Genomic DNA, 14766 nt, shown 5'->3' with positions numbered 1-14766 from the left:
ACTCATATGGCGTCGGGGCCCACAGTCTTCCGGGTGGATGTGTGGCCGAGCCTGTGCAGGCGGAGGGCGAGCTGGAGTTCGAGCGCGCGCTCCGGCTCCAGCCAGCCGTCGCCGAGCAGCCTGCCGATCCGGTCGAGCCGCTGGGTGACGGTGTTGACGTGGATGTGCAGGGCCTCGGCCGTACGGGAGGGGGAGCCGCCGGTGCCGAAGTACGCCGCCAGCGTGTCGGTCAGGGCGGTGCCTCTGCGGGCGTCGTACTCGGTCACGGCGCCGAGCACCTTGCCGACGAAGCCGGGCACGTCGCGGCCGTCGCCGACGAGCAGGCCCACGAAGCCCAGCTCGGCCGCGCTCGCGCCGTCACCTGCCCGCCCGAGCGCGATCAGCGCCTCGGCGCACCGCCTGGCCTCCTGATAGGCGGCGGCGACGTCCTGACGCGCGGCCTGATGGGCGGTGGTGGCGCTTTGTGCGGCCGTCCCGCTTTGCGCGGCCATCCCGCTTTGTGTGGCCGTCCCGCTTTGCGCGGCTGTCCCGCTTTGTGCGGTTGTTCCCGCGCCGACCGTGGCCGGGCTGTGCAACGACGCGGACAACTCGGCCGCCACGCGCCGGGCGACACCGCCCGCGTCCTCACCCGGCAACAGCAGCACCACCTCGTCGCCGCGCCCGGCGGCCAGCCCGTGCCGCATCGTCGCCTCCGACGAGGCCCAGAACGCGGCCCGTTCCCGCTGCCCCTCGTGTTTGACCACCACCACGACGTGCGGCGCGCCCAGATCGACCCCCAGCCGGCGCGCCCGGTCCGCCAGACCGGGGGAGCCGGGCCTGGCGATCAGGTCGTCGAGCAACTCGCCCCTGACCCGCCCCTCGGCCTCGGCCACACTCCTGCGGAACAGCAGCAGCAGCGCGCACACCAGCGCCGCCCGCTCCAGGATGCGCTCGTCGGCGTCGTCACTGCGCAGGATCAGCGTGCACAGCGGCTCCCCGCCGACGTCCACGGACGCGATCAGCAGATCGCCCCTCCGCACGGTACGCCCCAGCGCCCTCGACGCCTGCGCCGCCTCGAACACCCCCGCGTCCAGCTCGCCCACGTCACCGCTGATGGCCCGCCCCAGGTCGTCGAGCACCGCCAGCGACCCGCCGAGCACGTCGGTCACCACGGCGGCCACGTCCTCGATCCCGCCCCCGCGCAGCACCAGCGACGTCATCCGGTCATGGGCCATCGCGGCCCGCTCGACGGCCTCGCCGTGCGCCCTGGCGGTCCTGTGGGCCTGGGAGAGCTCCTCCAGCGCGTTCCTGGTCTCCTGCAGCAGCCTGGCGTTGTCGATCGCGACGGCGGCGTGCGCGGCCAGGCTGGCCAGCAGCGACACCTCCTCCTGGTGGAACGGCCGCGCGCTGCGGTTGGCCGCCATCAGCACGCCGATCACCCGCTGCCCGAGCCGCAGCGGCACCCCGAGGATCGCGACCAGGCCCTCTTCCGTGACGGCCTCGTCGATGTCGTCCTTGTGCCGGAACCGGGCGTCGGCGAAATAGTCGGCCGTCGAGTACGGCGTCGCCGTCTGCGCCACCAGCCCGCCCAGCCCCGCCCCCATGCCCAGCCGCAACGCCCGGAACTTGGCCGAGATCGACCCGTCGGTCACCCGCATGTAGGTGTCGCCGCGCTCGGGGTCGTGCAGCGTCATGTACGCGACGTCGGTGGCCAGCAACTGCCTGGCCCGGTGCACGATGGCCTCCAGCACGGCGTCGAGGTCGCGCAGCGCGGCCAGGTCGCCGGCCGTGTCGTAGAGCGCCGACAGCTCCGCCTCGCGCCTGGCGCGCCGCTTGAGCAGGGCGCGCACCTTCAGCGCCTCGACCTTGGCCTGTTCCAGCGCCTCGATCGTGGCCGGGTCCGCGCCGGCCGCCCGCGCCTGGATGATCGGCCCCTCGAACTCGACCGCCGAAGCCTCCCTGGCCAGCAGTTCGAGGAAACGCGTGCTCATCGGGCCGTCCAGCCACCGTCCACGGGCAGCGACACGCCGGAGATGAACGCCCCGCTCGGCCCGCACAGGTACGCGACCAGCTCGGCCACCTCCTCCGGCTCGATCAGCCGTTTGATGGCGGCGGGCTCCAGCATGATGTTCTCGACCACCTCGTCCGGCTCGATGCCGTGCACCCTGGCCTGGTCGGCGATCTGCGCCTCGACCAGCCCGGTCCGCACGTAGGCGGGGCACACGCAGGTCGAGGTCACGCCGTGGGGCGCCCCTTCGAGCGCCACGACCTTGGAGAAGCCCTCCAGGGCGTGCTTGGCCGTCGTGTACGCCGACTTGAACGGCGAGGCGCGCAGCCCGTGCACCGACGAGATGTTCACGAACCGCCCCCAGCCCCTGGCGTACATGCCGGGCAACACCCTACGCGCGATCAGGAACGGCGCCTCGACCATGACCCTGAGCATCGTCGCGAACACCTCGGGCGGGAAGTCCTCGATCGGCGCGACGTGCTGGAACCCGGCGTTGTTCACCACGATGTCGACGGGCTCGTCCGGCAGCGCGGCGATGAAGCCCGGGTCGCTCAGATCGGCCACCACGGCCGTGCCGCCGATCTCGGCGGCCACCTTCTCGGCGGGTTCGGCCCGCATGTCGACGACCAGCACCCTGGCCCCGGCCACGGCAAGCCGCCGGGCACACGCCGCCCCGATGCCGCCCCCCGCCCCCGTCACCAGCGCGGTCCGCCCCGTCAGCTCCTTCGCCATATCCCGAACCCTAGGCGGTCGCCACGCCCTCAAGCATGGGTGCGGCCGACATAGATCGGTGTCGCACTATGTGGATCACCGCGTCTGCTATCTTGGGCCACATGATCGCGTATACGACCTCGTGGTGGCCCGTCTCCTAGGCGGACCACCCCAGCGCATACGCACATGGCCGCCTCGACGAGGCGGCCACCGGCATGTCGCACGCGCCCCCGTCGAGCACTGACGAGAAAGGGCGCTCATGACCACCATCACCTGGCCGCACGTTTTCACCACGCTGCTCGGCGGCACCTCGCTCACCACCCGCCAGGCCACCTGGGCCATGGACCAGATCATGTCGGGCCGGGCCACAAGCGCCCAGATCGCCGCGTTCGCCATCGCGCTCCGGGCCAAGGGCGAGAGCGTGGCCGAGGTGGCCGGGCTGGCCGACGGCATGCTGGCCAGGGCGGCCGCGATCCGGATCTCCGGCGACCCCGTCGACCTCGTCGGCACGGGTGGCGACCGGGCCAACACCGTGAACATCTCCACCATGGCCGCCATCGTGGCCGCCGCCGCGGGCGTCAAGGTGGTCAAACACGGAGGCCGGGCCGCCTCCTCCATGGCGGGCGCCGCCGACGTGCTCGAAGAGCTCGGGGTGGTCATCGACCTGCCGCCCGCCGCCGTGGTCGAGGTGGCGGACGAGGTCGGCATCACATTCTGCTTCGCACCCGCCTTCAACCCGGCGATGAAACGCACCTCGGGGGCACGCCGCGAACTCGGCGTCCCCACGGTCTTCAACTTCCTCGGCCCGCTCACCAACCCCGCCCTGCCACCCGCCCAGGCGGTCGGGGTCTACCACCCCTCGATCGCCCCGATCATCGCGGGCGTCCTGGCCGAACGCGGCGGCTCGTCGCTGGTCTTCAGGGGCGACGACGGGCTCGACGAGCTGACGATCTGCGGCCCCTCGACGATCTGGGTGGTCCGCCGCGGCACCGTCACCCCGACCGTCTTCGACCCCCTCGACCTGTCCATCCCTCGCGCCCACCCCGACGACCTACGCGGCGGCGACGCCCGCCACAACGCGCGGGTGGCCCGCGCGGTCCTGGGCGGCGCGCGGGGCCCGGTCCGCGACATCGTCCTCCTGAACGCCGCCGCCGCCGTAGTAGCCGCCGACGGCACTCCACCGGCGTCCGACCTCACCCCGGCCCTGTCCGCCGCCTACAAACGCGCCGCCGACGCCGTGGACTCAGGCGCCGCCCAATCCCTCCTCACCCGCTGGTCGGTCGCCACCCAAACCGCCGCCACCACCTTCAGCCCCCACTCGGTACGAACACAATCCCGCACCCCCTGACGACCTGACCACGCCTTCCCCCGCACCCTCTTCCGCTTCGGAGGAACCCCGGCCAGAGTGCGGCGGGTGAGCCGGTCTGCCCGCCTTCGCTCCTCCTGCTCCGGAGGGACCCCGGCCAGAGTGCGGCGGGTGCGCCGGTCTGCCCGCCTCCACCTCTCCACCTCCGAAAGGACCTCAGCCGGAGTGCGGTGGATGAGCCGGCCTGCCCGCCTTCGCCCTCCGCTATGGCCTGGTCATTGAGAGGACGTCGAGTGCGGCGTCGAGCTGGTCCTCGGTCAGTGTGCCGTCGGCCACGTGGCCGCGCTCGATCACCACCTCACGGATGGTCTTGCGCTCCGCCAGGGCCTGCTTGGCGATCTTGGCGGCCTCCTCATACCCGACGTATTTGTTCAGCGGAGTGACGATCGAGGGAGACGACTCGGCGTACTCACGCAACCGGTCCACGTTGGCCGTGATCCCCGCCACGCAGCGGTCGGCGAGCAGCCGGGAGACGTTCGCGAGCAGCCTGATCGACTCCAGGATGTTCCGTGCGATCACCGGAAGCTGCACATTGAGCTCAAAGTTCCCCGACGCCCCCGCGAACGTGATCGCCGCGTCATTCCCGATGACCTGCGCCGCGACCATGGCCGTCGCCTCCGGGATCACCGGGTTGACCTTGCCGGGCATGATCGACGAGCCGGGCTGCAGATCGGGCAGGTTGATCTCACCCAGCCCGGCCCGCGGCCCAGAGCCCATCCAGCGCAGGTCGTTGGCGATCTTGGTCAGTGACACCGCCACCACCTTGAGCTGCCCCGACAGCTCGACGATGGAGTCTTGCGCGCTCTGGGCCTCGAAATGGTCCCTGGCCTCCAGGAACGGGATCCCGGTCGCCTCACGCAGCTTGCCGATCGCCTCCTGGGCGAACCCCTGCGGCGTGTTGATGCCCGTACCAACGGCCGTGCCGCCCAAAGGCAGTTCCAGTACGTGCTCCAGCGCCCCGGTGACCCGTACGACACCATGCTCCAGCTGGGTCGCGTACCCGCCGAACTCCTGGCCCAGCGTCACGGGCGTCGCGTCCATCAAATGGGTCCGGCCCGACTTCACCACACCGTCGAACTCGATCGCCTTCTCCCGCAGCGCCTCCGCCAGGTGCTTGAGCGAGGGCAGCAGGTGGTACGTCACCTCGGTCGCCGCCGCCACGTGAATGGAGGTCGGGAAGACGTCGTTGGACGACTGGGAGGCGTTCACGTGGTCGTTAGGGTGCACGGGCCGGCCGAGCCGCTCCTCGGCCAGCGTCGCGATCACCTCGTTGGCGTTCATGTTGGACGAGGTGCCGGAACCGGTCTGGAAGACGTCGATCGGGAAGTGGGCGTCGTGCTCGTTCTCCGCCACGTCGGCCGCGGCCTGCGCGATCGCCTCCGCCAGATCCTTGTCGATCACGCCCAGCTCGCCGTTGACCTCGGCGGCCACCGCCTTGATCAGGCCCAGGGCGGCGATGTGGGACGGCTCCAGCGGCCGTCCGGAAACCGGGAAGTTCTCCACCGCCCGCTGGGTCTGCGCGCGCCACCTGGCGCCTGCGGGCACGCGTACCTCGCCCATCGAGTCATGTTCGATCCTGAACTCGCTCATGACTTCCAGTCTGGCTCACGACCGCCCGCCCGGGTTCGAGGGCCCCGCCGTCGTCTCGTCCGTACCGTCGCCCGGGCGGTCTCCCGGCCCGGGCGCGTGAGTGGTCAGGCGGACAGGAGGGCCACGATGAGGACGGCGATCACCACGGCCGCGGCGGCGGCCACCGCCATCAGGACCAGCATGCCGTTGCGGTTGCCCGCCGGCTTCTGCTCCGGCTGGCCGGCGATGGCGAACAGGTCGGTGCCGAGGCCCTGGCTCTCGTGCATGCCCTGCTGGGGCGGCATCATCGGCTGCTGGGGGCCGGGCTGCTGCTGGCCCATCTGGGGTGCGGGGACCGGGTAGACCTGCTGTCCGGGTGACTTGCCCGTCGGGATGCGGGTGGTGGCGATGGTGCTCTCGTCGCCCGGGGGCTGTGGTGGCCTGTTCTGGTCGGGGGCCGAGGGGAGCGGGCCCTTCGGGCGCGCGATGCTGACCGTGCGCTCGGGGTCGTAGCCTCCCTGGGACGCCCCAGCGGGGGGTTGGGAGTGGGGGCGGCCGGAGGCGGCGGAGTGCGGCACGGTAGGCGCGTTGGACCCGCGCATCGGCCCCTGAGCCCCGCTCCCGGGCCCCTGCGGCCCGGTTCCGGGCTGTCCGGCTCCAGGTCCTTGTGGCCCGGCTCCAGGTCTCTGTGGTCCAGTTCCGGGCTGCCTGGCGCCAGGACCCTGCGGTCCGGGGGCCTGCGGGCCGGATCCAGGGCCTTGGCGCCCCGCTCCCGGTCCTTGCGGCTGGTATCCGGGACCCTGCGGCCCTCCGGGACGCTGCCCCGGAGCTCCAGGCCCACCAGGACCGCGCACGCCAGCACCACCGGGCCGCTGCCCGCCGGGGACGCCAGGGCCAGGGCCACCAGGGCCACCAGGACCGCCGGGGCCGGGCATCGGACCTCCGGCCATCGGGGCGCCCTGGCCGGTGGGCCGGGCCGGAGGGGTGGGGACGGAGGACTGGCCTGGTCCGCCGGGGCCGCCGGTATGGGGTTGCTGGGCGGCGAACGGGTCGGGCAAAGCGGCCTCCTGCGCCATAAGAGCCTCGGCCGTGAGCACCGGCATCTCGCTCGTCGGGGTGTCGGCGACCATGCGCAGCAGGGTCTCCGCCTTGGCAGCGTTGAGCCGCTGCCGATAGTCCTTGCTCAGCAGCCCGTTCAGCACAGGCCGCAGTTGCCCCGCCTGCGTCGGCGGGTCGGCGCTCTCGGTCAGCAGCGCCGCCAGCGTCTCGGCGATCGTGGACCGCTCGTACGCCGGCCGCCCCTCGACCGCGAAGTAAAGAGTGGCCCCGAGCGACCAGATGTCCGACTCGGGCCCGGTGTACTCGCCCCTGGCACGTTCCGGAGCCGTGTAACCGGGCGATCCGATGACCATGCCCGTTTTGGTGAGCCGTGAGTCGCCCTCCGCCTTGGCGATGCCGAAGTCGGTCAGGACCACGCGGCCGCTCTCGGTGATGAGCACGTTGCCCGGCTTGACGTCACGGTGGGTGATGCCCTGGGCGTGCGCCGCGCGCAGCGCTCCGAGCAGGTCCACGCCGATCTCCGCCACGAGCCGCGGCGGGAGTGGCCCCTCCTCCTCGATCACCTGCTCCAGCGAGCGGGCCTCGATGAGCTCCATGATGATCCACGGGCTGCTGTCCTGGATCAGCACGTCGTGGATGGCGGCCACGGACGGGTGGTTGATCCGCGCGGCGATGCGCCCTTCGCGGACCATGCGTTCGCGCAGCTCGGACCGCTGTTCCTCGGTCAGCCCGGGGTCCTGGCGGATTTCCTTGACCGCCACCTCACGCCCGAGCGCGCGGTCGCGGGCACGCCATACGGTGCCCATCGTGCCCCGGCCGAGCGGGGCGATGAGCTCGTAGCGTTCCGCGAGCAGGCGTGTCTGCTGTTCCGGCATGAGAAGAAGATATCGATTCTCGCTTGGGAAGTGCTTTACCCTCGCTTGCGAAGTTCTCTTGGCCAGAACCGCCGAGGAAGACACAACTTTATCACCGTCGCTTTGAATCGGGCATAAGCGGACGGAGTCGGCCGCGGTTCCACCCGCTTCCTGTGCACGCCCTCACCGGGTTTGCGCTCCTGCCGGGGCGGGGGCACGTTGACGGCCGTGGTGACGGCGTCGGCCCTGTGCAGCCCGCGATGCGCGGGCCTGCGTGTGAAAGAGGGCGGCGTGATGGCCGGCCCGGGGCGGACGAACTTGCGCGGGGGCAGCGGCTCCTCTGCCGATCCGCCCGCGGCCACCCTGGCCAGCATGAGAGAGGCCCGTACGGAGTCGAGCCTGGTCGCCGGGTCGATTCTGAGCAGCGCGTCGAGCACGGGGGCCAGCGGTCCCGCCTTGCTCATCGGGATCGGCTCGCCGCTGGTCAGGGCGGCGAGCGCGGCGGCGGCCGTACGGCGCCCGTGCAGGCCCCTGCCCTCGACGGCGGTGTAGAGGGTCGCGCCGAGCGACCACAGATCGCCCGCGGGGCTGGCCTTCGAGCCGAGCACCCGCTCTGGAGCGATGTATCCCGCCGATCCCAGAACGATGCCCGCCTGGGTAATGGAAACGTCACCTTCGAGTGCCGCCAGGCCGAAGTCGGTGAGCACCGCGCGGTCCTCGGTCACCAGCACGTTGCTCGGCTTCACGTCGCGGTGCAGGATCCCCTTGGCGTGTACGGCGCGCAGCGCGCCGAGGATCTGCCGGCCGATCTCGGCGGCCCTGCGGGGGTGGAGCGGTCCTTGCTCCTGGATGAGCTGCTCCAGCGACTTGGCGTGCAGCAGCTCCATCACGATCCACGGCCGGTCGTCCTCGGTGACCACGTCGAACACCGTGATGACCGAGGGATGCGCGACCATCGCGGTGGCCCGGCCCTCACGCTCGGTGCGAGCGCACAGCTCAGCGCGCAGTTCCTCGTCGAGCACGGAGGGCAGCCGCACCTCCTTGACCGCCACGTCGCGGTCGAGGAGCTCGTCATGCGCCCGCCAAACGGTGCCCATGCCGCCGCGGCCGACCGGCTCCAGAAGCCGATAGCGCGCGGCGAGTAGGTAACCGGAGGGCGCACGCATGCCAGGCAGCTTACCTATTTGTGTAAACCGACCAGTAGAGGCGGGGCCGATAATTTGTTGCGAACTTAAGTCAACCCGCCTGACTCGTCACGTCAGCTAACCTCCTGGCCACATCATCCCAGTTGATGGGGCCGCGGTTTCTCTGGCGTACCGCAGATCGTACGCGTGCCGCCACGCGCCGAACACGGCGGGCCCGCACCCCCGGGCCCGCGACGGAGTGATCTTCCCTGGGAGGCCCGCTTGCGGGCAGCGCCACTCCCGGCTTTCTTGGAGCGTTTCCGCAGGTCGCCGCGTAGGTGTGCCGATCAGCACAGCACCGCGCCGAATAATTGTGCATGATGCCTGGTAGGGGAATATCAGGTGTACGGCAGGCTGACTGACAGGAACCAACGGGGCGCCGTCAGCGAGTTGTAAGGGTGCCGTAAGGGGACGGGGGCATGGTGAAGCCATGGAAGCAGGCGAGCTCCCGCGGACGACCGTCCACCGGCCGGAAACTGTCGGTCCCCGTCGTCAAACTGGAGTCATACGCCAAGCCACTAACGACGAACTCTTCTAAGGACGTGATGAAGATGCGCCAGACCCAGGTTCGCCGCCGGCCGAAGAAGTCGACCAGAGCCGCAATGGACCTTCGCACTCCGTCGGGGCGACCGCTGCCCTTTTGAAGACCCGCAAGTAGGAGCGCAATCTGAGAGGTGCGCGATGTGCAGTCACTACCCCGTTTGCCCAAGTGCCGACTCCCTCGACCGTGAGGCGTCCCACGTGATCTCGGCCCACCCTGACCAGGGCTGGAGCCTTCTCTGCAACGGCGTCGTGCTGTTCGACGACACCGGCCTGCTCCTGCCCGACGGCAGGGTCGTAGCACCCCACCGGGCCCCCGTGGCCGCGTGAGCACCTCCTGAGGCCGGAGCTCTGTGACTCCGGCCGGTGCCGAGTGGCGCGTTGACCCACCCGGCACCCAGTGGCGTCCGACGCCCCGAGGCCGCTCCCGCGCTCAGCGGCGGCCGATCGACAGGACGGGTCCGGTCTTGTCGGTGAAGAAGTCGTCCCCCTTGTCGTCCACGACGATGAACGCGGGGAAGTCCACCACCTCGATCTTCCAGACGGCTTCCATGCCCAGCTCGGGATATTCGAGCACCTCCACCTTCTTGATGCAGTCCTGGGCCAGCCTGGCCGCGGGACCGCCGATGGAGCCCAGGTAGAAGCCGCCGTGCTGCTGACAGGCCTCGGTGACCTGCTTGGACCTGTTGCCCTTGGCCAGCATCACCATCGAGCCGCCCGCCGCCTGGAAGCGCCCCACGTACGAGTCCATCCGCCCGGCCGTCGTCGGGCCGAACGAGCCGGAGGCGTACCCCTCGGGGGTCTTGGCCGGTCCGGCGTAGTAGACCGCGTGGTCCTTCAGGTATTGCGGCATCTCGCCGCCGTTGTCGAGCAGCTCGGCGATCTTGGCGTGCGCGATGTCGCGCGCGACGACGAGCGGGCCCGTGAGGGAGAGCCGCGTCTTGACCGGATATTTCGTCAGCTCGGCGAGGATCTCCGGCATCGGGCGGTTGAGGTCGACCTGGACCACGTCGTCCGACAGGTGCTCGTCGGTGGTCTCCGGCAGGTAGCGGGCCGGGTCGGTCTCCAGCTTCTCCAGGAACACGCCCTCCGGCGTGATCTTGGCCAGCGCCTGACGGTCGGCCGAGCAGGAGACGGCGATGGCCACCGGGCAGGAGGCGCCGTGCCGGGGCAGGCGGATGACGCGGACGTCGTGGCAGAAGTATTTGCCGCCGAACTGCGCGCCGATGCCCAGCTTCTGGGTCAGCTCGAAGACCCTGGCCTCCATGTCGAGGTCTCTGAACCCGTGCCCGGACGCCGAGCCCTCGGTGGGGATGGAGTCGAGGTAGCGGGCGCTGGCGTATTTGGCGGTCTTGAGCGCGTATTCGGCGGACGTGCCGCCGACGACGACCGCCAGATGGTACGGCGGGCAGGCCGCGGTGCCGAGCGAGCGGATCTTCTCCTCCAGGAAGGCCAGCATGCGCTTCTCGTTGAGCACCGCCTTGGTCTCCTGGTACAGGAACGACTTGTTGGCCGAGCCGCCGCCCTTGGCCATGAACAGCAGTTTGTACTCGTCGGGGTGGCCGTGCGGGTCCTCGGCGTACAGCTCGATCTGGGCCGGCAGGTTGTCGCCGGTGTTCTTCTCCTCCCACATGGTCAGCGGGGCCATCTGGGAGTAGCGCAGGTTGAGCTTGGTGTAGGCGTCGTAGACGCCGCGCGAGATGTGCTCGGCGTCGAGCCCGTCGGTCAGCACGTGGCGGCCGCGCTTGCCCATGACGATGGCCGTGCCGGTGTCCTGGCACATCGGCAGCACGCCGCCGGCCGAGATGGAGGCGTTCTTCAGCAGGTCGAGCGCGACGAACCGGTCGTTTCCGCTGGACTCGGGGTCTTCGATGATCTTCCGGAGCTGGGCGAGGTGCGAGGCCCGCAGGAAGTGGGAGATGTCGTGGACGGCCGTCTCGGTCAGCAGTCGCAACGCCTCCGGATCGACCTCCAGGAACGTACGCCCAGCCGCTTCGACCTTCCGCACCCCCTCCGAAGTGATCAGCCGATATTCGGTCTCATCGGCGCCCAGCGGAAGAAGGTCGGTGTAGTCGAACTCGCCCATGTCCATCCTTTCGGTCCTCCAAGAGAGTACGCGCCTCTGGAGCGACCGGCGGACCGGCTCAGGTCTCAGGCCTCCGACGGCGCGACGGCCGCCTTCGCGCCGGCTCGTTCGGCGGTCAGGCCCAGCAGGATGCCGGCGATGACGAGCCCGGCGCCCAGCAGGTCGTACCCCGTCGGCATGGCGATCCCGAGCACCGCCCCCGTGACGATCGCCGCCACCGGGATGAGCCCCGCGAACAGCCCCGCCCGGCCGGCCCCCAGCTTGGGCAGCGAGTTGTACCAGAGGAAGAACGCCACGACGGTGACCACGATCGCCAGGTAGGCGAACCCGAGCCCTTCGGCGAGGGTCGGCACCCTGAGCATGGCCGGCCCGTCGCTCGCGAACCCGATCAGCGCCAGCAGCGGTACGGCCAGCGCCGTCGAGTACGCCGACACCCTGATCGCCCCCAGCCTCGGCAGCAGCGGAATGGCCAGCAGGGAGAAGCTGATCTCGCCCAGGAGTGCGCCGAGCGCCCACAGCAGGCTGGTCGTGTTGCCGCTGCCGAGTCCCGTGGCCAGCGTCGCCCCCACGACCACCACGCACGCCCCCGCCAGCAGCCGGGGCGCGGGACGTCCGCCGGCCAGCGCGAGGGCCAGCGGCACGGTGCCCAGCACGGTCCCGACCAGCGCGGGGCCCGAGGCGCGGGTCGACTCGATCACGCAGACGTTGAAGAGCACGAGGCCGAGCAGGGTGAGCCCGGCGAGGCACAGGGCCTCCCGCCGGGTCAGGCGCACGAACCGCAGGCCGAGCGCTCTCGTTATGACAAGCAGGATGACCGATGCCACGAGATACCGAACGGCCTGGCCACCGTATATGGGATATCCGCCCACGAGTCCCGAGACGCCGGCCAGTGTCCCGACCAGGAACATGGCCGAGGCGGCGCCCACGATTCCGTTCTTCATGCGAAGGATGCTAGAGAGACAATGGTTCCCGCAAACAGTCCAATGTCCCGCCAGAAGACAGGACCAATATGGCCGACCTCCATATCCAGATAAATCGCGATAAGGGGGGAATCGCCGGTCAGATCGCCTCCGAGCTGCGCGACTCCATCCGCGGCGGCCGGCTCACCCCCGGCACCCGCCTGCCCGCCACCCGCGACCTCGCCACCGACCTCCAGGTCTCCAGGGGCGTGGTCGTGGAGGCGTACGAGCAGCTCGTCGCCGAAGGCTTCCTGGTCTCCCGGGTGGGCGTCGGCACGCAGGTCACTCCCAAGACGGCGCGACCGGCTCCCCGGCAGCGCGCCACCGCGCCGCCGCCCAGGCCCAAGCCGGTACGCCGGGCGCCGAGCACCTCCGCGTGCGGCACGTTCTACGGACATCGCCCCACCTCCCCCGACCTCAGCCACTTCCCCCGTGAACGCTGGCTGGCGGCCGTCAGGCACGTCCTGACCACAGTACCCTCGGACGCTCTCGATTACGGGGACCCCGGCGGCGTGCCTGAGCTGCGAGAAGAGCTGGCCGGCTACCTCAGGCGGGTCAGGGCCGCCGATGTGCGCCCGGAGAATCTCGTCATCGTGGGCGGCGTGGCGCAGGGGCTGAGCCTCGTCCTGCACGTGCTGTCCCAGCACCGCACGCTCCGGCTGGCCGTGGAGGACCCGACCAGCCACCGCCAGGTCCCGCTGCTGCGACGGGCGGGTGCGCACCTGGTGCCGGTGCCGGTGGACGAGCAGGGCCTCAACGTGCGCAAACTCAGCGGGGACGCCGTCCTGGTGACGCCCGCGCACCAATACCCGACCGGCGTGGTCCTCTCGCCGCAGCGCAGGGCCGCGCTGATGGAGTGGGCCTACGCGGGCAACCGGGCGATCCTGGAGGACGACTACGACGCCGAGTTCCGCTTCGACCGCGACCCGGTGGGCTGCCTGCAGGGCCTGGCGCCCGACCGGGTGGTCCTGTCCGGCAGCGTCAGCAAGGCGCTGGCGCCCGGCCTGCGGCTGGGCTGGGTGGCGGCGCCGGCCGAGCTGGCCGAGGCGATCCGCCGGGCGCGGGGCGAGCTGGACCTGGGCTCCCCGGTCATCGAGCAGTACGCCCTCGCGCACTTCCTGCGGACCGGCGGCTACGACCGGCATCTGCGCCGGATGCGCAGGGAATACCGCCGCCGCCGGGACGCCCTGGTCGGTGCGCTGGCCGAAGAGCTGCCCGAGGTCCGGGTGAAGGGGATCGAGGCGGGGCTGCACGTGTACCTGGAGCTGCCCGACGGCTGGGACGAGCTGCGCACGGTACGGGTCGCGCAGGAGCTGGGCCTGTCCGCCGAGCCCGTGGGGCCGATGCGGGACGTGCCGGGGCCGCCGGCCGTGGTGGTGGGGTTCGCGCGGCTGCCCCCGCACAAGGCGGCGGAGGCCGTCTTGGGGTTAAAGGTAAGAATGTCTGGACAAATCGTTGACTGAGGGAGAAATGCTCGCTTAGAAAGAAAGCCGGATCCGAAGAGGAGGCGTCATGCGTGTGGGACTGCTGGGCCTGGGCCGGATCGGAGCCTTCCACGCCGCGACCCTGGCCGCGCATCCCCTGGTGGACGAGCTGATCGTGGCCGACCCCGTCCGTACGTCGCCGTACGGCAGGCCGGGGGATCCGTTCGAGTCGGACGCCGTGGTCATCGCCACGCCGACCGGCACCCACGCCGAGTTGATCCTCAAGGCGTGCGAGCGGGGCATTCCGGCCTTCTGCGAGAAACCGGTGGCGGGGACGGTGGCCGACACCGTGAAAGTGCTGGAGGCCAGTGCGGGCAACCGGGTGCAGATCGGGTTCCAGCGCAGGTTCGACCCCGGGTACGCGGCCGCCGCGGCCGCCCTGAGAGCCGGGGAGCTGGGCGAGCTGCACCGGGTGCACCTGGTCACCGCCGACCCGGCGCCGCCGCACGCCGACTACATCCCGATGTCGGGCGGCATCTTCCGCGACTGCCACATCCACGACTTCGACATCCTGCGCTGGGTGACCGGCCGCGAGGTGGTGTCGGTCTACGCGAAGGGGGCCAACCGGGGCGCCGCGTTCTTCGCCGAGGCGGGTGACGTGGACAACAGCGCCGCGCTGCTCACGCTGGACGACGGCACGCTGGCCACGCTGCAGGGCTCGCGTTACAACGGCGGCGGGTACGACGTGCGGATGGAGCTGGCGGGCACCAGGCGGACGCAGGCGGTGGGCCTGAGCCCGCGCGCCCCGCTGCACACGACGGAGGGCCCGTCCGGAGAGGACGAGCCGTGGCCGGACTTCGTCGCCCGGTTCGAGGTCGCCTACCGCAACGAGATCGACCGGTTCCTGCGGAGCGACCGGAGCCTGTGCCCGATCGAGGACGCGCTGGAGGCCCTCTACGTGGCCGAGGCCACCGACCTGTCGATGCGCGAAGGCCGCTCCGTCGAGGTGGCGGAGGTGCGGCGCTGA

Annotated in this window: 11 protein-coding genes; 4 read left to right on the top strand and 7 right to left on the bottom strand. The window is 70.9% G+C overall.

Going from position 1 to position 14766, the window contains the following annotated elements; all coding sequences use genetic code 11:
- Positions 1–2: 2 nt before the first annotated feature.
- Positions 3–1970: a helix-turn-helix domain-containing protein gene (locus tag C4V41_RS35820; protein WP_103960421.1), complete on the bottom strand. Its 1968-nt coding sequence runs from the start codon at positions 1968–1970 to the stop codon at positions 3–5.
- On the bottom strand, positions 1967–2719 hold the full coding sequence (locus C4V41_RS35815) for a 3-hydroxybutyrate dehydrogenase (protein WP_103960420.1): 753 nt from the start codon (positions 2717–2719) through the stop codon (positions 1967–1969). Before C4V41_RS35815 ends, C4V41_RS35820 begins: the two co-directional genes overlap by 4 nt.
- 238 nt (positions 2720–2957) lie before the next feature.
- Between C4V41_RS35815 and trpD the strand changes: the two genes are divergently transcribed.
- Positions 2958–4046 (top strand): anthranilate phosphoribosyltransferase, encoded by a 1089-nt coding sequence (gene trpD / locus C4V41_RS35810; RefSeq protein WP_103960419.1) that lies wholly within the window; start codon positions 2958–2960, stop codon positions 4044–4046.
- Positions 4047–4268: 222 nt separating this feature from the next.
- Here the strand turns inward: trpD and C4V41_RS35805 are convergent, their stop codons facing one another.
- The 3 genes from C4V41_RS35805 to C4V41_RS35795 all read right to left on the bottom strand — a co-directional run bounded on the left by C4V41_RS35805 (position 4269) and on the right by C4V41_RS35795 (position 8712).
- Positions 4269–5654, bottom strand: coding sequence for a class II fumarate hydratase (locus C4V41_RS35805; protein ID WP_103960418.1), 1386 nt, complete (start codon positions 5652–5654; stop codon positions 4269–4271).
- A 104-nt stretch (positions 5655–5758) separates the two neighbouring features.
- On the bottom strand, positions 5759–7567 hold the full coding sequence (locus C4V41_RS65495; protein ID WP_103960417.1) for a serine/threonine-protein kinase: 1809 nt from the start codon (positions 7565–7567) through the stop codon (positions 5759–5761).
- A 35-nt stretch (positions 7568–7602) separates the two neighbouring features.
- Positions 7603–8712, bottom strand: a complete 1110-nt coding sequence (locus tag C4V41_RS35795; RefSeq protein WP_103960416.1) for a serine/threonine-protein kinase — start codon at positions 8710–8712, stop codon at positions 7603–7605.
- Positions 8713–9411: 699 nt separating this feature from the next.
- On the opposite strand from C4V41_RS35795, the gene C4V41_RS35790 reads away from it, so the two are divergent.
- The gene (locus C4V41_RS35790) at positions 9412–9600 is read left to right on the top strand and encodes a DUF5999 family protein (RefSeq protein WP_103960415.1); all 189 of its coding nucleotides are present in this window, start codon (positions 9412–9414) and stop codon (positions 9598–9600) included.
- Between the two features lie 103 nt (positions 9601–9703).
- Here C4V41_RS35790 and C4V41_RS35785 read toward each other — a convergent pair whose 3' ends face one another.
- A complete protein-coding gene (locus C4V41_RS35785; protein ID WP_103960414.1) occupies positions 9704–11356 on the bottom strand; it encodes a fumarate hydratase in 1653 nt (550 codons plus the stop codon).
- 65 nt (positions 11357–11421) lie between these two features.
- A complete protein-coding gene (locus C4V41_RS35780; RefSeq protein ID WP_103960413.1) occupies positions 11422–12297 on the bottom strand; it encodes a DMT family transporter in 876 nt (291 codons plus the stop codon).
- A gap of 68 nt (positions 12298–12365) precedes the next feature.
- Between C4V41_RS35780 and pdxR the strand changes: the two genes are divergently transcribed.
- Together pdxR and C4V41_RS35770 are read left to right on the top strand one after the other, a co-directional pair.
- Entirely contained in the window at positions 12366–13778 is a 1413-nt protein-coding gene (pdxR, locus tag C4V41_RS35775; protein ID WP_103960412.1) for a MocR-like pyridoxine biosynthesis transcription factor PdxR, read from the top strand.
- Positions 13779–13827: 49 nt separating this feature from the next.
- Positions 13828–14766, top strand: coding sequence for a Gfo/Idh/MocA family protein (locus C4V41_RS35770; protein ID WP_103960411.1), 939 nt, complete (start codon positions 13828–13830; stop codon positions 14764–14766).

The sequence above is a fragment of the Nonomuraea solani genome (genome assembly GCF_900108335.1).
GTDB lineage: Bacteria > Actinomycetota > Actinomycetes > Streptosporangiales > Streptosporangiaceae > Nonomuraea > Nonomuraea solani.
This window is presented reverse-complemented; position numbering and strand designations above follow the sequence as displayed.